Consider the following 22237-nt stretch of genomic DNA (forward strand, 5'->3'; position numbering starts at 1 on the left):
TGGATGCGCATTATAGGGAGCTCCAAAAGGATGGCAAGCATAAATTTGCCTTTTTCGATAAAAAAACGCTTAAATGACCATTAATCATTCAAGCGCCTATTTAGTACCATTTTATTTTCAACTTATCATCAAGCTACCCACAAATTACTGTGGATAACTAGTCATCACTATCAAAGAAATAGGAGATCCTAGAGCGAGGGTTTAAATACTCACGTACTTTATCAGGTAGTTTGTTAGGCAAAATGGCATTCACGATTTTTATCTCTTTCTCGGCCAAATCAATGATCGGAGCTTGCGTTCTTGGGACCGAAGGATCATAGATAAGCACATTAGGGAAAAGAATGTTACGTGCATTGACTGAGATAACCAAACCAACCATATCGTTAGACAGCTGAACAACAGTGCCTGGCGGATAGATCCCCATAAACTTAATCAGAATGTTGAGGTTTTCATTGTTATATAGATGCTTACAGTTTTTATATAGATGAGACAGTGCCACATATGGAATTTTTTGTTCGGAGGGGATGTTGCTGTGGCATAGGTTATCGTAAGCATTGGCAACTGAAATAATTTGCGTCAGCTCATCAATTTGATCTTCTTTCAATCCTTCTGGATAACCTGAGCCATCGTTTAATTCATGATGCTGAGCGATAACCTTTCTGGCGCTTTCTGGAAAACTCTCCATATTACTGGCGATATCAAGCCCGTATTTAGTATGAAGCTTAAGGTAGTTTTTTTCCGGCTCACTTAAAGGGGTCTTCTTACGAACGATAGCAGTCGGTACCTTCACTTTCCCCATATCGTGAAACAAAGCCGCAAAAGCAACTTCCTTTATCTGTTGTGCTTCAAGCTTTTTCGCTTGAGCGATCATCATGGCAATAACTGAGACATTAAGGCAATGAAAGTAAATATCTTCAAACTCACTTTTGCCATTCATCAAATGCAAAGTCACATGATCGTCACTCAACAGTTTATCGACAATGTCATCGACTAATAGGGCAGCTTCATCAACCGCCTGTTCCGGGCGGTTACGAATTTTATTCATCACCGCTCTCATCCGAGATAGTGAACGTTCAAATTCTTTCTCACAGTTAATCACCCGGCGCCGATACGCACTAAGTTTTTCAATTCGGTCTTGCTTCTCTTTCCAAAGCTTCTGTGCTTCAAGATCGATTTGTTCTGCCGGAGTTTCATCTTTATCCTGTGGCTCTGTCGGTGGAGGGAGAGGTTGAGTATCACTCTGGCTAGGGTTCATAAACACATGTTTAATGCCTAAGTGACGGATCAGACGGATCTGTTCTTCGTCTTTAATCTTAAAGCTATTAAACAAAAAGGGGTGCTCATTCCATTTGACTGGAAGTCGGATATGCAACCCTGGCTGAAGTCTGTCTACAGTTATTTTTATGCTAGCCACGATTTATATACAACTTAATCTTCATTAATTGATTTATCATTTTAGGCAACTCACACGCAGAATTCACCACTAACAACCCTTAGCAAGTAAAGAGGCTGCGTCAGTTTGCGAAGTTACTTAACCAACTCACAATGTAACATCCAACGAACCCCAAATTTATCTTCAATTTTACCAAAACGAGCCCCCCAAAACGTGTCGGCAAGTGGCATCATAATATTCCCACCGTGGGATAATTTATCAAAGACTCTGGCCTGATCATTGATGTCATCAAACACCAGAGACAGTGCAATATGATTACCAGAACGTTCCTTCGCGACTAAGCCATCTGAAAGCATTAATTTCATACCGAATGCTTCGCACTCTGCATGCATGATCCAATCGGGATCAGCGCCCTCTATTTGTTGAGGTGAGTCCTTAAAGTATTGCTTGGTGACCACAACCCCACCAAACGCTTGGCAGTAGAAGTCTAGCGCTTCATCACAGCGTCCAGCGAAAAACAAGTAAGGGGTGAGTTGATACATTGATTGAATCCTTTCAGAAATTTCTTCTCTCTAAAAGATAGACAATATTTACTTAACTAATAGAAAAATTTGAAGATTTTTATTATCGCTAGTAAGGACGAAAGAAGTATAACGACGAGAGAGGTTTTGCAGGCAGGGCATAATTCAAACAAGATAAAAACAAGCTTCCCAGCTATTGGCCATGCTTAGAATTGATAGCCTGCCTACAGTCAGGAGACATTTCGTTCTAGAACTTCGACCTAGTTTTATATTTATAACAGACAAGTACAACAAAGCCCCGACTTTCGTCGAGGCTTTGTTGTTTAAATATGGTACCGGTGGGCGGACTTGAACCGCCACGCCCGAAGGCAACGGATTTTGAATACCTCTCATGGTCTTTTAACTAGTTGTATCAACTAGGACTCTGTTAGATATAAAAGACCATGTAGTGGGATCCTATTAGATCAAGATTGCATACGTCAAGTACAGACTCAACATAGTCAACGCATTTTTATTCCCTCTTAAGATCTTCTACAGTTGCTGAGAGCGCATTAGGTCTAGTTTGTCGGAACAGGGCTCAGAATTTAACAAAGATCTCCTTTCATATAGAAAAGAGCAAGCATCAAACTAAAAACCACTGCCTCTTTATTCTTTGTAATTAAAAGCTACTTCAAGGCAACGTGAAGTTCCACGGTACTTTACATTACCTCCAGCAGCCAATATGATGTTCCAAGGTACATTAAAAAGGACAAAAATATGGCTAGGAATTACAATGCTGAGTGGAAAGGCCTTGATCAAGGTGTTGAACAAACTTGGGCTCCTGATGTAATCATGGAGACTCTTAGGGTTATCGCTGCACATCAACCCGTCTCTCATAGAGAGTCTACAGACCCATTTTACACAGCCATCCAAGAGAAAGTCCCCCACATCAAATGGTTTTCGCGTGATAAAAAAGACAATAGTTTTAGACCAATATTCAGAAGGTCTAATACGTGGAAAAAACTAGGATTAATCGAGGAGTTAGATAAAAAATACTCCTTAAGCGTCGCAGGTAAAGATTTGCTGGTTGGAAGAACATCCATCCAAAACGTCTTACTCAATGTATGTAAAAACCATACAGAAGATAACGAGAAACCGTTTGTTATCATCGCACAAGCTCTAGCTCAGACCTCCAAAAAGCAGTTCAGCGTTGATGAACTTATTAATATCTGTAGGCATTGGCGCCCTCAAGATGGGGATGTTGATACAGTCCAAAAGCAGTTACTACCAATTCCACCTTCTGAGTTAAAAAGCTCTATACACAAAACGAGAAATCGCCGCTTTCGCTCCATACTCAAAATACTACAATCAGCTGGAGGGGTCTTACTCAAAGGGCAAACTGTGGAAGTAAACTCTATAGAGCTCCTCCACTCTTTGAACTCGGAAGCAGAACTTGAAGACGCTGTTTTCAAAGACAAGTTAGAGTCCAAAGAAACCGTAGGTTCAGAAAGAAGGCCATCACAACAACGTAGAGAAGTATCCACGGAAAGAACAATAGCTGACTTCGTTATTCAAGCTAAAAATACTAGTGATGAAAACGGCGAACATTGGCTTCACCTAGTAGAGACAGCCTCCAGAGAACATGAGCAAACTGTGTTCAACTTACACTGCTATCTTAAGCAACTAGGACTAAAGACTTTCGAACTTGCTGGGGGTTACGACTTACACGCTGAAATAGAAAGCAAGCCTGGAATCCTATTCGAAATCAAAACAATAAGTGAAAAAAATGTCGGTAAACAGATCAGAACCGCCGTTTCACAACTATACGAGTACGCATTTAAATACAGAGAGGAGTTGGGACAAAACAATCATTTAGCAATTGTTTTGAACAAAAACCCCCTCAGTTTCGTGGAGCAATGGATTCTTGACTACCTCAGTGAAGACAGAAAGATCAACTTGTACTGGTTTGAGAATGACGAACTAGAAAGCTACGCGAAGTCAATAGAAATCGAAAAATTACTTTAGATGTAATCAGAAAGGAGGCGGGAAAACGCCTCTTTTTATTTGCAATAAAAATCAAAAGTTTAAGATCAAACATTCAACTCAAAACTACTCATACATCTCACAAACCTTCTAGCAAAACCAATCAAGCGGAGCCTATACCCACCTCAGGCAGCTATCTAATTGACGAATATGTAAAAATTACAAATATGTCAAATTTCTTTGTCGCGGATTGCTCAACAGGTTAAAATCCTCGCTTACAAACGCGAGAAAAACAAAGCTAACAGCGGTAAAGTTTGCATTCAGGTACAGTTTCATGTTAGTAAACTGTACATATAACCAGTACTCATTAGAAACCATATGACTCAATACATTTCTTTATTTTCAGGTGGAGGAGGACTAGACCTCGGCCTAGAGGCAGCAGGATTCGAAAATCTACTAGCTACAGACGTTGACGAGCATAGTTGCAAGACTCTGGCAAGAGCAAAAGAAGAGTCCACTCGAAGAGGTAAACCCTTCTTACAAAATTCTGTGATATTAAACGAGGACATTAATAAGCTTTCAGGCGCAGACCTACTTCAACATGTAGGCCTAAGCAGAGGGCAACTACCACTCTTAGCCGGAGGGCCACCTTGTCAAGCCTTTAGTGTTTTTGGCAAGCGAAAAGGACTTGATGATCCGAGAGGGCAATTAGCATACAAATACATTGAGCTCGTTGGTGAAATAGCTCCAGACTGTTTCCTATTTGAAAACGTTTACGGAATTATGACCATCGAAAAAGGCGCTGTTTTCGAAGATCTCATGGAGCAACTAAAGTCGCCTGCTGAAGATTTAGAATATACCCTCTCTGTACACAGGTTGAATGCAGTTGATTTTGGGGTACCACAACACAGAGATAGAGTTTTTATTATAGGTTGTAAAAAAGGCCGCCAAGTACACGAAATCCCAGCAACGCACAAATCACCAGAAGACATCCTTTTAGATCTCCCAGTGTATCGCAATGTAGGACAAGCATTAAGAGGTTTACCTCCCGCTGAAACAGGTACCATTGCAAACCATACAGGCAGAAAGCACAGCCAAAGAATAATTGATAGATACGCGAGCTTAAAGCCTAGAGAAAGAGATCCTAAGACGCGAATCAATAAGTTAGATCTGCACACACCTAGCTACACTATAATCGTGGGTTCAGATGCAGGAGGAGGAAAAGGGCACGTTCACCCAACGGAGCCAAGAGAAGTAACACCTCGTGAAAGTGCAAGAATACAGACCTTCCCTGATTGGTGGGCGTTTTCTGGAACTTCTCGTCACCCTATTAGGCAAATAGGAAACGCTGTTCCACCATTATTAGCAGCTGAAATTGGCAAGGCAATTCGCAGAGATATATTTGGTGAAACAACTTTCTCGACACAAGAAATGATTGATGTTCTAGATCTAAACCATTTATACGATGATTTAGATGAAAACTCACTACCTGAAGATCAACTAAGAATTGCTGTATAGACATAATAAAGACCAGTACAACAGCCGCTTCGCTACGCTGTTGTACTGGTCTTTATTTAAATATATCAATACCCTGCATACCCAGACAGCTAAACACATACCGTAACCACCTCGCTAGAAGCGCAACTAGATTCAACCAGAAAATCCCCCCTCAAAAGCCTCCAGCAGCCACTGAGCGCAAAATCCTCAGCCGTATTCGCCTACGACTATAAATACCAGCAGCAGTGGTTACAGGTAGACCATCAAGCAGCAGAACCACCAGCACAAATCGCAGATAATAAACAAGGGATCAATCACACAAGGTAACTACTCCCTTCTTAGGCAACGATATCAGCTACTTCAATTTATAAAACATACCGTTCAAAGCACCTTCACCGATCTTTTCGGTCAGCTGAGCCGCCAGAGCATCAAATTCATCAACAAACCTTACCTTCAACAAACTATACTTAAGCGAAATTTCATCAATACTCAAATTCTCAATCTCACCCTGATTCTTAGCTCGACGAGCCTTGTCATTCAGTGAGGTAATGGCTTTACCCAAATCACCACCAGCAACCAGCGTTGGATTAGCAAGCAACAAATGGCGCGCAGACGGATAGAGCTTGTTACCGTAGAACATTGGCTTGGACTGACCTTTTAACTTCTCTCGGTTGGCATGGAAAGCCGAGAGCGCATCCTCTAGAGATATGCCAGACTTTATGCGATTCATCAGCGTACTTTGCGACACACCAAGCTCTTTAGCTGCCTGACGCATACTTGAATACTCAGTGCCGTCTATAACAACTTTCTTGGCGTAAGCACGACTTGGACTTGGTTCTAACTCCAAAGCCTGTTCCAACGTCCATCCACGCTTAGTAATGCGTTCAGTGACCAGTTTAGGGTTCAAGCCGTAATGACGAGCAGCAGTAGTACGAGAGGGAAACTCAACGCCCTCAACGGTCAATGTTTCAGTATTTTTCATCGGTATTATTCCTGTAATTCAGATAGTAAAAAGCCCCACAGGAGCAGAGAGGACAAGCCTCTCAGCCCCTGTAGGGCTAACTTAATGTCTAGTTAGAATGGAGCGTCGTTATCTACTGGTTGCTCACCTGTGTTCAGTTTCACCTTATCGCCTAGCTTTTCATACAAAGCCAACATAGGTTCGATAACTTCACGATGAGCAACAGGCTTACCGAACTAATTAACCCAGCCACGTTCGCGATATTTAAGAGCCCATTCATTTAGAGTGACTAGCACAGAACCATCAACTCCCCAAACCTCAACACTATCTACGCCACCATTTATCGCGTTATCAGCGTACTTAATCGCTGCATAGGCTAGCTCTAGGTATTTCAGCTTGGCAGTAGCACCAGAACTCAGCTTAACGACCTCACTCTTTCCATCAGAGCCTGTAATGGTTGAATCAGCGTTCTTACCACCAAAGCAGCAAGTCAGTACTAGCTTGTAGAATTTAGGTACTGACTCATTCACTGCTACTTTTAGCTCTTTAGACTCGGCACACTCAGCAATAAACACCTCAGAATCTGCCAGCATACCTGCAACAATCTCTTTCGCTTTTTCAAGAGTTAGCTTCTCTGTTCGATTTTCAGGTGATAAACAACGCCAAGCACTCAAGGCTTGATATTCAGCTTCAGCTTGTTCAACTGATTCACAGCCCCAATTTACCTTGCCTTTGTATCCACTAATTTGCTTCTGAACATCGCCCCAATTGGTATAAACGCCAGGTTGATGTCCTTGTGCTACTACGTGTGCTTTTGCTTTGGATTTCTTACTCATGACTAATTCCCTAATGTGTAAATGAAAAATTCACCACGACGTTGTGGCTACGGGCTATTAAAAGGGAATTGGGGAATGAGAAATTGCAGGGTTTGGAGCAAGGAAAAAAGCGCAGAATTGCTTGATATCCCAAACGGGCATTGTTCATAGTATCTGGTTATGAAAGTTACCAGCATGATAGGTACGTATTTGTTTGATTTTGGTTAGCTGTGAATATTGGGTTGAGATTTGATTGTGTGATGGGTTATTGATGTATATCCCCAACGAACTAGATACACACAGGCCATAAGCCCTTGCTATACAAGAGCTCATAGCGTTTCATTATTTACGAAATATTTTCCAATTGACGCATAACTTCTTCATCGGAGGCATTAAACAACGGTACAGGATCAAATTGAGGAAATTTACCCACCAACAGCTTTGCTAGTTTCAAAGTTGATTGAGTGAGAGGAACAGTACCTTCCACAAGTTTTGTACGACCAGCGCCACGCACCAAACTTGGCTTAATATCATAACCTAGCTCTACAAGCCATTCAGATAGAGCTTTGGCGGTAATATCTTTCTTAGTGATACCTGATACTTCATGACTGTAAAAGCGAACAAACAAACGAGCCATTAATTCATCAGGCTTTTCATCTTTCTTTAAACGAACTTCACCTTTGTCGTTCGCCTTATACATACTTAAACGTTCCTGCCAATCGTACCAATCATCCATGGTCTTCAAACAGCGACCACTCTTACGCCAAGCATCAAAGCGAATACGGGTATAACGCATCTCAAAAGCATTCTTAAACGGCTTAGTTTCAAAGCTAACTAATGGAACACCATCAACTTCGATAACTCGTGGGTTGATTGGTTCACGCTTCATATCAAATTCAAGGTTCAAACGTGATTGCTTCCGTTCCATCAGCATATCTTTACGTTCGGTACACATTGAACGGAGCGAAGTAAGGTGTGACGAATCCGTCTTGTGTTCAGGTGTTCGTTCTTTGTATAGATTCACCATGTACTGATTTTGATCCGTAACTTGTTTAGGCACCTGAATTCCACCTTTCGCAAGTACAGGCTCCCAACCGTCCATTGGAGTTACCGTATATTGAGCACGCGTCTTCGCACAGATAAGTTGCTTAGCCTTGTGCTTAACTTCCAATATCTCACCACCATTAGGCTCCATACGATGAAACAACTCACGAAAGCGCTGACAAATTGGTCCAGTTAAATCAAGGTCTTCAACACTTGTATTACCCAGAAATCCATCAGTCGTAATTGACAGAACCGTTTTATCATCTGGCACACTAGCTAACATTTCACTTAATAATGCGCGCGCCAAACCACATGTATACGACGCATAGAATGGGTTGGTCAATTTGGATGGAGGTTGAGGCTTGCTGTATCCATCCTCCACTGAAAATGTTTGCTTTGGTTTTACGTTCTGGCTAAATTTACCATACGTTGAATTCAACATTTCTTTAACAAGTCTTTCCTGAAATGAGCCTTTCTCATAGCTCTTTCGCTTTTCACGCCCCCACTTCATGTACTTTTCGAAGATCCGTACATCGTTTTTCCATGGAAATATAAAGCCTTGTTTTATCTTGATCTTAGCACCTTGGTTATAAGCGACTTCTAATTCATGTCCTGTGCAGTGAGTCTGACCACGGAGTGGGAAAATCAATGAGTCCTTATCACGAACAACAAGCGATGGAAAACGTGTATTTTCAGGAAACTCAAATTCAACCCAAGCAAGTGCCATTTTGTCACCAAAGAAATCTTCCACCTTGTTACTCATATACATGTCTTGATACGAAATTTCGCGTAGACCATTCGTAATCGCTCCGTAGCAAGAAGGCACGTCTAGATCTAACCATGTATCAACTGGTGTAACACCTGACCAGAACGCTTCATTACGGCCACCGCTATAACATTCTGAAGCGAACCACTCCATGGTTTTACGAGCTTGAGTAGGCTCTTCAATAGTGACAGTGCGAACCTTACCTGTTTCTTTCGACCATATTTCACGCTTCTTTTCTTCAAAACCAAATAACTTGCGATAACTTTTAGGGTCATCAAGCGAGTTAATGAATGTTTTTACAGCCATACCACCAATCGTATAAGGCACTGACTTCAAACCTAATTCTTTACATAGGTCAGCGCTAGCCTTGAAGTGAAGGGCTGATATCAAACTATCGGTCAATCCATACGCTTCGAACCCAGCCTTGTCGCCTGCAAGATATTCATCCATACGTTCAATGCTGTATGGTTTTGGAATATCCAGTTTAGGTACGCCCACTATATTTCCGACAGCCGATAAAGACTGAGCGCTAGCTGGAGCAAGTAGCATGGTGTCAAAAAATGACATATGTAAGGTGTGATAATTACGATTCTTATCTTTAATTTTGACAGGCTCTTTATCGATACGACGAGTCATGACCTTACTCAAGTCCAATTCATACGCATCCCCCAAACTCGCCACGGTTTTCCGGATACCCTTGATATGTGTTTTGACTTGCTCAAAAGCTTGGTTGAAGTTAAATAGGTCAGCTTTCATGAAGTGAGCTGTTACGATGATATCGGTAGGCCAACACTCAAGTACACCGTCTTCAATAGCCTTTTCAATGACACGAGCAAAACAGTAATCCATCGATAAACGACCAGACTTTTTAGTTGAGTCTGGATACAGCACCAACTTAGACACCTTACCACTATGTAAAGTGACAAATTGATAACTTAGAACTCGGTTGTACTTCCCACACTTCGACAACACATACTCAGTATCGAATGAGATAATCGGACGATCGAAGAACTTAGTGCGTGCCTTATACCGCTTACTCTTTTTCTTCGACTTTACATAACTACTAACGCTTTCAATAGGAGACATGGTTTCTAAAGCAATACCACCAAGTCTCTCATCTACATGCTCATCGTTACTCGCATTTCCCCACGCTTCAACCAAGTTTTCATCGACCTCAATACCATCAAACGATTCTTCAACCTTAATATCTGTATCTTCAGCCCAGTAATTCATTGATTCTTCCATTTTATCCTCCTCTTAGATCAAAAAATGGCTCCGAAGAGCCATAGTGTTAAAGCGAAATCAGATTACTGAGCCTTGTAAGCAGACCATTCGATAGCAGGGAACTTCTCACCCTCACCGACACTTACCAGAGCATCCAAGATCACTTCGGTCAATCCATCTAGGTCAGAGAAAGTCTTCGCATCAAGAACACATAGAGGACGGTCATTCAAGCCAACTATCACAAGATTGCTCGTCTTCGGCGATACGAATACATTTGAGATAACACGGGCATCAATAAAACCGCCGTTATCTAACACCAATCCATACTTGTCATGCGGTTTAATTGCTTTCTTCACACGTTCAAACAATTCAGGCGCTTTCTCGCTTTGGTCAAACGCTACCTTTTGGCATTTATCATCCAGTAGCAAAGTAAAATCACCGTTATGAGTCAAACTCGTTGCAGCACTCGCATTTACTACAGAGTTACCGTTACGGATGAATAGTGGTTGAGTTGAAGTAGTCATAATAAAATCTCCATCGATTTATGTTTTATTTAAGTTTGTGTGCCAATCAAGCCAACCTCGACTGGCAAAAGTAATAGCCGGAAATAACTGGAAAATTTCGTGGTTTATGCCGTTTCCAATAACGTTTTTTCCCATTTTTCAATTTCACTAACTAAAAAGCGGACACTGCGGCCAATGCGCAATACCTTGGGTAAACTGTCAGGCTTTCGAGTCACATTAGTTCTCACCGTGGCAGGGTTAAGGCTGTATGCCTCTGCAAACTCTTCTACTGTTAGTGCATTTTTCATCAGGTACTCCTTAGCTGAATTGGAAATTAGGTAGCATTGCCTCAACGGTCTGCTGAGTGGCTTGCGCTAGATGGGTGTTTTGGTAATAGGCGTAGCGCTCGGTGACATTCACATTAGAATGACCAAGGCTTTGCTGAACTAGTCGAATATCGTTAGTTGCAATCAGCATTTGTGTCGCTTGCGTTCTACGAAGGTCGTGGATGGTGAAAGGCGCTTCTAGCGAACCTTCCGCTTTCATAGCTTGCTGAATGCGCTCCATACAAGCGCGTGGGTATGCAATGTGCTCACCTTGGTTCTTTAACGAGGGGAACACCCAATCGTTGAACGACACTTTGAGACATTTACGGATCAGGCGTTTTGCAGGCTCGGAGAAATAAATGCGCTGCGATTTACCAGATTTCGTCATCGGCAGGAGCGCAGAAGAAAGGTCATCCGCAAGCATAGATCGAGTCAGGCTAATCACATTACCAATGCGCATACCAGTTAACAGACTAAGGATTAGTGCGTAACTGTGAATGAAGTTAGGCTCAGCACACGCATGGCGACAAAAGCTTTCCATCTCTTTAGAGGACAACACTCGGTCTTTCTGGTTGATCTCCACCAGCTTTTTCACGCCCTTCACTGGACTCTTTTCAATGATGTCGTGTTCGACCGCCATAGAAAAAAACTTGGATAAAAAAGCTCGATAACGGTTCACCGTAGCTGGCGATAAGCCTGTTAAAGAATAAAGAAATTTCTCCACATCACGGCGAGTCACATCCGTAACGCGCTTTTTACCAAACGCAGCCATTACGCGCTTAGATCGGGATAAAAAGGTCTTAGAATCACGGTGATGATTACGACTGTATGTAAGTACAACATCATCAAAGAACTGTTGTACAGTCAGGCGACTACCTTTGCGGTAGGCACCAGACTGAACATCAGCAATAAACTGGTAAGCCAACTTCTCAAAGTCCGCAAACTTCATTTCAGGATAAGTCCCAAACGATTCGTAGTAACGTTGCCCTTTCCAGCCAAGGCGAACGATCCAACGCTTACTCGAAGCAGTTACCAATAAACGTAAGCGAGAGTTCTTAGTCCATCGGTACTCAAAACCTTGCTCGCCCTTATCAGGACGAGACAAGGCGTTAAGTACCTTCTGGGTCATTTCAATTGATGTATTGCTCATAATATCTAGCTCGGTCTAAGTAAATCTTGGAGCCAGATTAATTCGCACTGCGATGGAAAAATTTGATGGGTTGAAGCCAGAGATAAGCGATGAAATGACTAGTTTTTATGACAGCCCTGTATCCACAGATGCATCATTTCTGTAAAAAACCAACAATAGGTACCATTTTGTTTGATTTGTAATGTTATGCCGAGAAGAAAGAAAGTCCTCTACAGCAAACCGATTCACTTGTTTATCGAGAAAGACAAGAAACTATCTACACACTCAAAGCACCTACTTATCAATACGTTCTGGTACTTGTTTCAACTACGAGCAGATAACGCGGCAAAGCTGTTAAGTGAATCATTTAACAATGTAGGAATTGATGTATCCTTTCCAAAACGCTCAGCTCATTCCATCTACAAAGCAAGCAATAGACTTAACGCAGTCACTAAGTTAAGCAATCAAGACCAAGTCACATTGACTGTATGTGGTAACAGCATTGTCGAAAAAAACAGTTCTAGTGATAAAAGCTTTGTAAAAATAAGAGTTTCAGTTCAAGTCGACACTTTGTTATTCCCACCCTGGTACAAACGCAATCAGTCCTTCATCAAGTCGCTTGGGCGATTTATTTCAACAAGTAGGAAGTTCGAGGAAGAAAGCTATGGACTATTAATGTCGGCGTTCCAGCAAACATCACCCCAATCAGAAAAGAAGCTTATACAACCGACGTTGACCTGTTTTAAAAAACAGTTTGGAAGACCCGATTTAGAGCACTTTCCAAAAGCTAACCCATTAAAAGCTAGACTACTGATTGTCAATAACAATAGTGTCGATAATGACGGAGACTCACTTCTAGCATCGGTTTACTTACTCATTCAACCAAATCAGAGTATTAAGTACATTCCATTCAAGTTAGATAGCGGCAATAAGGCACACAGTATTCACGAATTCATAAGCTTTCCCGAAAGTAAGTTCAGCGTTTACGCCACTAAAAAAGAGAATCAGATCTCTATTGAACTCACTCTTAGCGCAAAACTACGCATTACATACCGAGCCTCAATCGAAGAGCAGAATGGTACGAAAAACCCATTCACCGGAACAAGAAGCTTTAGTCACTCGGTGCTTTGGGATAGCAAACACCCCGACGGTAAGTATTCTATTATCGAAGATGAAAAATTAAGTGATTGCGTTATTCCGTTTTCAGCACCAAATGGTGGACATGATAAAGCGAGTATTGAGCAAGCATTAACGAAGATTCATGCCACACTCTCACTGAAAGAGTTCTACGGCGACAAAGAGCCTAAGATGTTTGTAGAACGCGAAGGTGCTCATAAGATTAAGCCCTTGTTACTTGGTTGAGCGTGTGATTTGTTGTTGCGGTTTATCCCCAACGAGCTAATAACACACTAACCCGAACCTCTTACAGCACAAAGGGAATTCACTTCTCATCAATTACGATAAAGAAAAAAGTAGAGGTGCAATCACCTCTACTTTTTCACTAGATAACGTCTAGTTCATCCAGTACCCCACCTATGACAGCTCCGGTTAAAAACCCTATCGCTCCGCCAAGAACGACACCCTGTGGACCATAGCGCGTACCGAGTGTGGCACCATATTGAGCAAATCGAACGCCTGTTGACGCGCTCGGCTTAAACCAGCGTTGTTGAGACTCCGAATGAAAATGTGTTTTCGCCATAATAGTTACCTTCCCTTTAGATATGAAAAAGGCGAGGACAACGCCTCGCCTGAATGACATGAATTGATTGAGCTTATTTAACCGAATCGCATAGATGATTAGCGAAGCTTCGGGTCATCATCTGACTTTGGTATCTGTTGTTCAGTTTTAACGTGTTGAGCCAAAACTCATCACCATCAACTTCGAATTGCATAAAAGCTTTTTGCTCTTGATTACGGAAGTTCACATCCCCTTCAATATCAACGAAGATTCGACCTGATTTAGTTTTATCTGCTTTCCATGATTCATCGGTGAATGTAGAGTCAATCATATCGCCTAAAGCAAACTGGCAACCGTCAGGACTACCTTCACGAACGGTATCTATTGCGTCATCCAGATCAGAGCTAAACAGCCCTGCCGATGCACCAAAACTCGTTACTAAAAGTGCTGTTACTACTAATTTTTTCATGTTTATTTTCCTAAATGGATTGATGAATTCACGGTCAGCTACTCGAACAGATCGTGAGATTAAAAAGTGAATCAATTGCGTAAATGGCTACGGTGATACCGCGCATAAGAAAATGAGATGTCGATTAATTGACTAGACCGAAGGAGTTCGATTAGCGAGACGTGAATGTGCTAGTGAGAAACCGCCGAGAATTGCTCAGTATGACTAAGGTTCGTGATTTAACCCGTTACGAGGATAAATATTCTCCTAGCCCTACCGTTGAACAGAAGCTCACTGGTCGAGGATATGAGGATGAGTTACTTAATCCCATTGAGGTTCTTATTCAGGTAAGTACTAAAGCGACCGAAGCACCCTTAAATGAAAGCAACGTCAATGAGTGCCAATTGCTAAAAGAGCTAGTTTCCGGTGATGTACTGGTTAGTCACCAAACCAAGAACATTCCAGAATTACTACGTCAACTTAAAACGTGGCTACCTCATGCTGAAGAGCTCTCACCTGATTGGATACGTTACGTGTTGAGGCAAGAACTTCAAGCGTATCTGAACTCAACCAAGTAGAAGGCATCGTACAGATTGAAGTGTGTCGTTGACCTCGGTGATGATTGTTTATCATGGGACACCGAAACCAAGACATAATGTCGTTTCGATTTACTACTGTAGCCACCTCCCTCCATGAACAAGCCACTATACACCGATTTTTAAGCTTTCTATGGCGGCCATGGGTAACGTCGACATTACACACCAAAGACACGAAAAAGTGTTGACTGGATATGAGTTAGTTGAAAAACACCCATGTTTTCACTCCAATCTATAAACATAGAATTAAGGCGCTTGTCGCTGTAATTAGAAACAGATGACTATGGAAAATCTCAGGGAAATTCGTTCTAAACTCCCTTATCCGTTACGCGCCATAGCTAAACCTGAACATTCGCTCCCATTGCTTCGACATAGCAATGGGAGCCTTTAATAACAAAACACCAGTGTAAACCAAGCAAACTCGTTAAAATTGAAGTCTCCCTTCCTTTGTGTTTCCACCGTCCATTGCAATCCAGCAACTTCATCCTCTCTGAATACCGACGGCAACGTTTAAGTAATCCGTTGTAGAACGTTACCCAAATGAAAAAGGCTTCCCATTACACCATGAGTTGCATGGAGCAATAGGAAGCCTTAGTTTCACTAGGAAGTGAGTCGAGTATTTTATGGTACATACATGGTGCTTTCTACTGGATTGGTTCGTGATGAACTAATCCACCGTGACTTTTATCTCATCGAACACGCCCATTTCGACGTAGCTGAGAAAGTTGGATTCCCACATCGAGTAGAACTCCATTACCTCACTACTTGTTATCGGCAGTTCCGGAACATAGGAAAAACTCGCTGTTCCAGATGAGAAGTTAAAATCCACCTCTTTAACCAATTCAGGATAAAGGCCACCGCTATACGCAAAGTCAGTGATGTAATCAAAGATCCACTGGTCGTAGAGGCGAACAAGCCTGATTTCAACAGGATGAAAACCACCGTTCTCAGAGCTATAGGTCGAATCTCGGAAGTGAATCACCACCGATTGGATCATGGGTGTCCATTTACCTGATTCGCTGATCACTCGGTTTAAAGTATCTTGAAGATCGACACTGACAGGCAGCAGTAATCGCTCAACGTCAAAAGTTAAGTTCATAATAAAATCTCGTTTAGTTTGTTAGGGATGAACTCTTGGGCAGTGCTCAGTATGAAAGCCAGAATTGGCTTAGTGGGTAAGTATTGATGTGAGTTTCGAGGTTATTCAGGTTTAGTTTCATCACTCACTAGAGACAGAAGCTCATCTCGACGTTTCTCGTAGCCTGATGCTAGAACGTGGAGGAAGACTGATTTCTCCGACTGGATGATAAGACCAAGCCCCCTGCAACAAGCAGCCATAAAACCCGCGTTGTTCGCTGACTGTCCAGAAAATACACACTTCAGCACAGAACTCTTGAACGGTTTATCACCCTGCACATCTAGTACAGCGGTGATATCTTTAAGCGGGATCCATTCCTTGCTGTGTAGACCTCCACCTTCATTACCCGACATGCGGATATAGAGCTCGTTTTCTTCATCATGAATGGCGATTTCATAGAACACATGGTTCTCTGTTTTCGGTGAAAGCTTTTTAGCTTTGCCCTCGCGCACGATATTAGTGAAATGGTCTACTGGTTGATCGTCAGTGACCGTGACTTGTTCATTGCCTTCTACAACTTCTGGTAGAACGGCTGCTTGTTTATTGCTTGGTTTACGTGCCATAGGACACCTCCTTTAAGATGGAATAATTCAGGTTTAGTTTGATTTTAAGATTCAGCTTGGTCAGCGAGCTTGGCGACAGGGAACGTTGGACTGTTCATAGGAGCACAGCAGTACACACCAGCGCCTTCCATGGTCACTATGGCGACTGCTAATAGCCAAGGACAGTCAGGAGAGTTAAGAATTAGCACCCACTCGCTAAAGTTACTAAGGAACCTTAGAAAATGCTGAGCTTCCTCTGATTCTTCACTCAAGGTTTCATCGGTATCGACTTCCTCAATTAAGTACAAGGTTGTTCCGACGTCATCCCAGAACGCTTTCGTACTTTCTTCATCACCGAATGGCTCTATCAAGTGTTCGAGCAGTTTTGCTTTCACACCATCAGGCATTGGCAATGATTGAATATCTTCAAACTTGTTTATTGTTTTCATCGTGAATTTCCTTCTAATAATGAAAAAGCCCCTGTTTAGCTCATCGCTAAACAGGGGCTTTTCTAATGATTTTATTTAGAGTTACTCGTTAGATTTAAGTGATATATCACCACTGACCATATCCGATAAATGAGAGCCAACTTTACGCCTACGACCAACAGTATGCTTGGCATAATACTTACTCGTTATACCTATCTCGGAATGATTCAATTGTTTGGCTATATCATGTAGAGGGACACCATTTGCCGCTAAAAGTGTTCCGAGCGTATGGCGAGCTGAGTGCAGGGTTATGTTAGCTCTATCGCCTGGTATATCAGGCAGTCCCATCTTCTCCTTGATCACCTTCAATGCGTGCCTAGCTGGGCTGATAGGTTTACCCTTTCTACGTCCAGCAAAGATATAAGGGTTATTTGCCACCTTGGGTATCGATTTCAAAATAGACAGCATGTAATCACTTGCATAAACAATGTGGTCACGACCATTTTTTGTTCGACTTATATACAAGGTTTTCTGCTCCCAGTTTATCGATTCGTGCTTTAAGTACCTCAGTTCTCGATCTCTTAATCCAGTCAGAAAAAGCAAAGCAAGGAACGCTCCGGCATGCCTATCTGGGTAATCCAAAGCATGGCGAACAAAATCTTTCAACTGACTCTCGGAGAGATAACCAGTACGAATATTATCAAGCTTAGGCAAACTGACTTTATCAGCGACCAAAGGACAATCCATAAGACGGTATGCGTGCTTATTTACCGACTTGAGAAGTGCCAATACCCTGCAAATACTGGCGGTTGCGTAAGGCTTACCTGTAGTTTTGCTAATCTTACCCTGCATCTCCATTTGCACTTTCACGATATGCGCAGCGGTCAGTTCATTTATCGGAACATGATAGATAGACTTTGCATGACGGAATCGTGCGACATCATCTTTCCATGTACGACGTTGTTTTTGAAGAGGAAGATAGACCTCATTGAAAAACCGTTCAAGGGTCATAGAATTATCGACCTTTTCAGTATCACGCTCGATCTTCGGATCAATACCTTCAAGAATTTGCTGACGATACTCTTTTGCCTTTTTACGCAGAGTAATTAAGTCAACGTCACTCGCTCGGCCAAGGCCGATGCTGGATTTTTTGCCAGTCACAGGACTGGTAAACCTAAATATGAACCTGACAGATCCCTTTCCCTTACCCACCAAACATCTAACGCCCACGGGCAAGCCGCTATCTTTCATAGCAGACAAGTTAACTTCGTAATCAGCAGATTTTGCAGTTTTAGGATTGGGTTTAAGGTTATTGAGGAAGGATACCGTTAGACGGGTTTTACTATTCATAATCAGTACCTTACATAGTTACTAAGCTAGTAAATAATATATGTAAGATACTGATTTTATTTCATTAACTTGCTTTGTACTGTTCAGCTAAGCCCACCAAATTAAGAGTGGAATAGCGTTCTCGGCTTCGTACTGGATAAGTAGAGTAAACAAAGTCTACAAACTCATTGAAGTACATACTTTTAGTCTTTTTAATAACAGCATCAAGTATGTCTTTCTCTCTATTGGAGAGCTCAATGTCTTCTTCATCTCCATGGAAGGAAATTACATACTTTGATGTTCCATACATTGTTTGTTCATGGTCTATTCGAAAACCACGTCGACCTTGCGCCGCATCCACAACATCATCGACATACGGACCATAGTGGTTAAACAGCCACTCAATATCCGTCATTTGTTCACCTTCAGAAACCGATGAAAACCAGTCAGCAAGATAGACCAACTTGGTAAGTCTCGCTTTCGATAACTCTGATGGATGAGGATAATGAAGGCAAATGTAAGCAATAATTTGTTGGATCTTATTCATCGCTACCTCCATTTAACAGCTCTAAAAAATCATCTTCTACTGATTGTACTTGATTCTCAGACTTTAAGTTAATTTCTTTACTATATTTAAATCCGTCTCGCACAAATTTGGCAATCTGACTTTGGTGTTCTTCACAATAAGCCAGAATTTCCTTAACTTTTCCATCACCTTCCTTTGTCACAAAGTCACCACTTTCACTCTCAAAAACGATGACTCCTATGTGAACCCCTGCATCAGATACAGCTTTAGCGACATACCTACAGCTTTTCATAGTCAAGGACTCTAACTTGTCTAATTCATACCCATACTTTTTGTTCATGAAAGACTTATAAGCATCGAGATCGTCAGAAGAAGGGCATTCAACTTCTATGCACACATCGTGCTGCCATGCCTGACCAATAACACCTTGATTCAAAGGGAATTTCTGCCTATGCACTTTAGAAAAGTGGGGGTTTCTAGAGTGTCTAGCAAGCAAGAAAAACTCTTCATCATGTTCATAATAAATAGTTATCCTCTCTTTGCTATTCAAAGCTAAGTGCTTACAAACTCCCAGCAACCATGTCTCAACTAGGTCGGTATGTAACTTGGAAAGCTCTGACTTGCTCTCCTGAAGTTGCTCTTGAGTCGTATTCAACGCTTTCCTTGTATCAACTAGAGTAACGTTTTCACTCTTCAAATCGATCATTTTCTTATTTTGAGCAGATTGATCTTTAAACGTACCTAGAGCACCGAAGAGGAATGACGCACTCCCAAAAACCAAACTAGTATTTGGATTCCAGAGAATAAGCGCAAAACAGTCCCACCAACCAGTAGTTTTCTCCCAATCAACGTTAAACTCATAACTTCCTGCATAAGCGCCACCGATCGTCAAAAACACGGTACCTATTGCAGCTAATACAATAAAGAACCCCTGATCAACCATACAACCTAGCTTATTGAACAATTTAGAGTTATCAGTAAACCCAAAATGTTTAAACAAGTTCATCTATCCACCGACAAGGTTACATCCACAATTGCATATGTTATTAGATCTTTCGTTGTTTTAGTAGGTAATTCATATCCCCAACGCATTTACTACACACACCACAAAACCGCCTATCTCAAACCGACTTTTCTACTATCCATCAAAACGATCAGGAACCACATAACAGCCAAGCCAAAACTGCATAGCACCGTAAAATCACCATGGTCGTACCATGGTTCTCTGACTCTACAGCCCTTGGTAATACTGACTTGTGAGATTACAGAAGTTTGCATTTGTTGGATTTACTAGGATTCCCTTGAGCACAGAATCGACATGTGATGAACCATAGATGCACCATGGACAAAATTTCAGGGTGGATAAAGATTGTCTATTGGGAGAGAAAAGTGTCGATAACAAGAAAGAAAAACTGAGGTAAGGTTTTGATTGTGCCAGATACAACAAAGCCCCGACTTTCGTCGAGGCTTTGTCATATGAATTATGGTACCGGTGGGCGGACTTGAACCGCCACGCCCGAAGGCAACGGATTTTGAATCCGTCGTGTATACCAATTTCACCACACCGGCATCTTTGGGTTGTTGCCCTTTGATGGTTGGCATTATACGTAAGCAAAGTATTCGTGCAAGTGCAAAAGACTGAATTGATTGCCGTTTGCTGATAAAATCACCACAAATTATTAAGCTGTGCGCAAAGTCTCTTTTCAGACTAACGGTGAAGCTATATTCTGACGCCTTATTAAATTTGGGTAAGTTAATATGTCGACAACAGACACCCTGCCACCAGCAGGTCTAATGCGTCGCCTTGGCGCATTGTTTTACGATAGTTTAATCGTCATTGCGATTGAAATGATGGCAGCAGGCATTGTTATTGCCGTTTTACACGCCTTAGTCGCTATGGGCGCCTTTCATGTCGCTCCTTATACAGATGTAAGCGACTTTCTTACTAATCATCCGATATGGGGACCGACTTATACTCTCTACCTAGCGGTTGTCTGGATTTATTTCTTTGTTTTCTTCTGGACTCGGGCAGGACAAACTCTTGGGATGAGAGCTTGGAAAATACAAGTTCGTAACGCCGATGGCAGCGCCATTTCTGTCACGCAGGCTCTTATTCGCATTGCTACTTCAGGATTTGGTTTAGCCAATTTGACTGTCCCCATCGATCCGCAAAAACGTGGTTTTCATGACATTTGGGCTAAGACACAGGTTGTTGTTTTACCTAAAGTTCAATAAAGAAGAGGAAGGCAGCCGCCTTCCTCTTCTATTCCAATGTAACGACTAGTCTACTTTCAACTCTTTTAGCATCGACTCTGGTAGTGCCAACTCATCGTTCTTATTAACTTTAATTCCCGCATCGATAATTGTCTGCGCAATTTGCTTTGCTTCCTCTAGAGAGTGCATCGCTGCTGTACCACATTGGTATTCGTTCAGCTCGGGGATTTTGTTCTGACTTTCGACCTTGAGCACGTCTTGCATAGCGGATAACCACGACTGAGCTACCTGATCTTCTGAAGGTGTACCAATCAGACTCATATAAAACCCTGTACGGCAACCCATAGGGGAAATATCGATAATCTCAACATTATTACCATTCAGGTGGTTACGCATAAAGCCCGCATATAAATGCTCAAGCGTATGAATGCCTTTCTCCGAAAGTATGTCTTTGTTAGGCGCGGTAAAGCGTAAATCAAACACTGTTATGGTATCCCCTTTCGGAGTGGTCATCGTCTTCGCTACACGCACCGCTGGTGCATTCATACGAGTGTGATCCACAGTAAAGCTATCTAATAATGGCATTGTCCTTCTCCTTCGCCCCGGGTTAGAAAAACCAACTCCGGTTACTTTCCAATTCTTGTCGGCACTGTTTGAGTTGCCAACCATAATCCTTTGCCTGCTTCTCGACTTTGCGAGCAACTTTTACCAATGCAGGTTTTGATTGATAAGATTTTCGCTTATAACCACTACGTCCTTCATGATAGGCCAAATACTGATTATAAGGATCCCACTTAGAGATCCCTAATTGCTTCTGGGTTTCACTGGTATACCAGCCGATGAACATCATTGAATCATCAAAGTTCGTCCTAGAACCACCATGACCTGTCGCTTTTTGAAAATCTTCCCAAGCAGGATCTTGTGCCTGAGCATAGCCATAAGCACTGCTGACCCTTCCCCAAGGTATAATACCAAGTAGGTAATCTTTCGGGGGCCTAGCGTCATGTCGAAAGCTGCTTTCCTGCTTGACAAATGCCATCGCAATTTGAATAGGAGTTCCCCATTCTTCTTCCATCTCAACAGCGGCATCATACCAGTCCTGATATTCACGGAAGATATCACATGCATTGCTTTGACTTTTAGGTGGAGCCGTCGCGCAGCCACCTAACATCACAATACTCGATAGCAGAAAAGCCC

Annotated in this window: 23 protein-coding genes and 1 tRNA gene; 5 read left to right on the forward strand and 19 right to left on the reverse strand. The window is 42.1% G+C overall.

Features of this window, described 5'->3' with window-relative positions; genetic code table 11:
• Window positions 1–157 precede the first annotated feature (157 nt).
• A complete protein-coding gene (locus CTT30_RS13315) occupies window positions 158–1414 on the reverse strand; it encodes a cyclic di-GMP phosphodiesterase (protein WP_252035383.1) in 1257 nt (418 codons plus the stop codon).
• A 113-nt stretch (window positions 1415–1527) separates the two neighbouring features.
• Window positions 1528–1935 (reverse strand): VOC family protein, encoded by a 408-nt coding sequence (locus CTT30_RS13320; RefSeq protein WP_239838912.1) that lies wholly within the window; start codon window positions 1933–1935, stop codon window positions 1528–1530.
• Between the two features lie 735 nt (window positions 1936–2670).
• Here CTT30_RS13320 and CTT30_RS13325 point away from each other — a divergent pair.
• Both CTT30_RS13325 and dcm read left to right on the forward strand, forming a co-directional pair.
• Window positions 2671–3918 (forward strand): hypothetical protein, encoded by a 1248-nt coding sequence (locus tag CTT30_RS13325; RefSeq protein ID WP_252035384.1) that lies wholly within the window; start codon window positions 2671–2673, stop codon window positions 3916–3918.
• Between the two features lie 336 nt (window positions 3919–4254).
• The gene (dcm, locus tag CTT30_RS13330) at window positions 4255–5394 is read left to right on the forward strand and encodes a DNA cytosine methyltransferase (RefSeq protein WP_252035385.1); all 1140 of its coding nucleotides are present in this window, start codon (window positions 4255–4257) and stop codon (window positions 5392–5394) included.
• A 334-nt stretch (window positions 5395–5728) separates the two neighbouring features.
• Here the strand turns inward: dcm and CTT30_RS13335 are convergent, their stop codons facing one another.
• The 6 genes from CTT30_RS13335 to CTT30_RS13360 all read right to left on the reverse strand — a co-directional run bounded on the left by CTT30_RS13335 (window position 5729) and on the right by CTT30_RS13360 (window position 12162).
• Window positions 5729–6355, reverse strand: a complete 627-nt coding sequence (locus tag CTT30_RS13335) for a helix-turn-helix domain-containing protein (protein WP_252035386.1) — start codon at window positions 6353–6355, stop codon at window positions 5729–5731.
• Window positions 6356–6570: 215 nt separating this feature from the next.
• A complete protein-coding gene (locus CTT30_RS13340; protein WP_252035387.1) occupies window positions 6571–7170 on the reverse strand; it encodes an RNase H1/viroplasmin domain-containing protein in 600 nt (199 codons plus the stop codon).
• A 325-nt stretch (window positions 7171–7495) separates the two neighbouring features.
• Window positions 7496–10204: a DNA polymerase gene (locus CTT30_RS13345; protein ID WP_252035388.1), complete on the reverse strand. Its 2709-nt coding sequence runs from the start codon at window positions 10202–10204 to the stop codon at window positions 7496–7498.
• A gap of 62 nt (window positions 10205–10266) precedes the next feature.
• Window positions 10267–10707 carry a hypothetical protein gene (locus CTT30_RS13350; protein ID WP_252035389.1) on the reverse strand — a complete coding sequence of 147 codons (441 nt, stop codon included), beginning with the start codon at window positions 10705–10707 and terminating at the stop codon, window positions 10267–10269.
• A 104-nt stretch (window positions 10708–10811) separates the two neighbouring features.
• On the reverse strand, window positions 10812–10994 hold the full coding sequence (locus CTT30_RS13355; protein ID WP_025589484.1) for a helix-turn-helix transcriptional regulator: 183 nt from the start codon (window positions 10992–10994) through the stop codon (window positions 10812–10814).
• A 10-nt stretch (window positions 10995–11004) separates the two neighbouring features.
• Window positions 11005–12162: a site-specific integrase gene (locus CTT30_RS13360; RefSeq protein WP_252035390.1), complete on the reverse strand. Its 1158-nt coding sequence runs from the start codon at window positions 12160–12162 to the stop codon at window positions 11005–11007.
• Between the two features lie 186 nt (window positions 12163–12348).
• Between CTT30_RS13360 and CTT30_RS13365 the strand changes: the two genes are divergently transcribed.
• Entirely contained in the window at window positions 12349–13503 is a 1155-nt protein-coding gene (locus tag CTT30_RS13365; protein WP_252035391.1) for a hypothetical protein, read from the forward strand.
• Window positions 13504–13642: 139 nt separating this feature from the next.
• Here CTT30_RS13365 and CTT30_RS13370 read toward each other — a convergent pair whose 3' ends face one another.
• Both CTT30_RS13370 and CTT30_RS13375 read right to left on the reverse strand, forming a co-directional pair.
• Window positions 13643–13840 carry a hypothetical protein gene (locus tag CTT30_RS13370; RefSeq protein WP_252035392.1) on the reverse strand — a complete coding sequence of 66 codons (198 nt, stop codon included), beginning with the start codon at window positions 13838–13840 and terminating at the stop codon, window positions 13643–13645.
• 73 nt (window positions 13841–13913) lie between these two features.
• Window positions 13914–14288 carry a hypothetical protein gene (locus tag CTT30_RS13375; protein ID WP_252035393.1) on the reverse strand — a complete coding sequence of 125 codons (375 nt, stop codon included), beginning with the start codon at window positions 14286–14288 and terminating at the stop codon, window positions 13914–13916.
• A 200-nt stretch (window positions 14289–14488) separates the two neighbouring features.
• On the opposite strand from CTT30_RS13375, the gene CTT30_RS13380 reads away from it, so the two are divergent.
• Window positions 14489–14845 carry a WYL domain-containing protein gene (locus CTT30_RS13380; protein ID WP_252035394.1) on the forward strand — a complete coding sequence of 119 codons (357 nt, stop codon included), beginning with the start codon at window positions 14489–14491 and terminating at the stop codon, window positions 14843–14845.
• A 685-nt stretch (window positions 14846–15530) separates the two neighbouring features.
• Here the strand turns inward: CTT30_RS13380 and CTT30_RS13385 are convergent.
• The 7 genes from CTT30_RS13385 to CTT30_RS13415 form a co-directional block, all read right to left on the reverse strand.
• The gene (locus CTT30_RS13385; protein WP_252035395.1) at window positions 15531–15962 is read right to left on the reverse strand and encodes a DUF2787 family protein; all 432 of its coding nucleotides are present in this window, start codon (window positions 15960–15962) and stop codon (window positions 15531–15533) included.
• Window positions 15963–16063: 101 nt separating this feature from the next.
• A complete protein-coding gene (locus CTT30_RS13390) occupies window positions 16064–16564 on the reverse strand; it encodes a hypothetical protein (protein WP_252035396.1) in 501 nt (166 codons plus the stop codon).
• A 44-nt stretch (window positions 16565–16608) separates the two neighbouring features.
• The gene (locus tag CTT30_RS13395; protein WP_252035397.1) at window positions 16609–16992 is read right to left on the reverse strand and encodes a hypothetical protein; all 384 of its coding nucleotides are present in this window, start codon (window positions 16990–16992) and stop codon (window positions 16609–16611) included.
• Window positions 16993–17073: 81 nt separating this feature from the next.
• Window positions 17074–18321 carry a tyrosine-type recombinase/integrase gene (locus CTT30_RS13400; protein ID WP_252035398.1) on the reverse strand — a complete coding sequence of 416 codons (1248 nt, stop codon included), beginning with the start codon at window positions 18319–18321 and terminating at the stop codon, window positions 17074–17076.
• 64 nt (window positions 18322–18385) lie between these two features.
• Window positions 18386–18847 carry a Panacea domain-containing protein gene (locus CTT30_RS13405; protein ID WP_252035399.1) on the reverse strand — a complete coding sequence of 154 codons (462 nt, stop codon included), beginning with the start codon at window positions 18845–18847 and terminating at the stop codon, window positions 18386–18388.
• The gene (locus tag CTT30_RS13410; protein ID WP_252035400.1) at window positions 18840–19832 is read right to left on the reverse strand and encodes a hypothetical protein; all 993 of its coding nucleotides are present in this window, start codon (window positions 19830–19832) and stop codon (window positions 18840–18842) included. Before CTT30_RS13410 ends, CTT30_RS13405 begins: the two co-directional genes overlap by 8 nt.
• A 478-nt stretch (window positions 19833–20310) precedes the next feature.
• A tRNA-Leu gene (locus tag CTT30_RS13415) sits at window positions 20311–20395 on the reverse strand.
• Window positions 20396–20584: 189 nt separating this feature from the next.
• Here CTT30_RS13415 and CTT30_RS13420 point away from each other — a divergent pair.
• A complete protein-coding gene (locus tag CTT30_RS13420) occupies window positions 20585–21061 on the forward strand; it encodes an RDD family protein (RefSeq protein ID WP_239870956.1) in 477 nt (158 codons plus the stop codon).
• Window positions 21062–21106: 45 nt separating this feature from the next.
• Here the strand turns inward: CTT30_RS13420 and luxS are convergent, their stop codons facing one another.
• Together luxS and CTT30_RS13430 are read right to left on the reverse strand one after the other, a co-directional pair.
• Window positions 21107–21625, reverse strand: coding sequence for an S-ribosylhomocysteine lyase (luxS, locus tag CTT30_RS13425; protein ID WP_252035401.1), 519 nt, complete (start codon window positions 21623–21625; stop codon window positions 21107–21109).
• A 22-nt stretch (window positions 21626–21647) separates the two neighbouring features.
• A complete protein-coding gene (locus tag CTT30_RS13430; RefSeq protein WP_239838916.1) occupies window positions 21648–22211 on the reverse strand; it encodes a transglycosylase SLT domain-containing protein in 564 nt (187 codons plus the stop codon).
• Window positions 22212–22237: the final 26 nt, after the last annotated feature.

Origin of the sequence: Vibrio coralliilyticus (assembly GCF_024449095.1) — a bacterium.
Classification (GTDB): domain Bacteria; phylum Pseudomonadota; class Gammaproteobacteria; order Enterobacterales; family Vibrionaceae; genus Vibrio; species Vibrio coralliilyticus_A.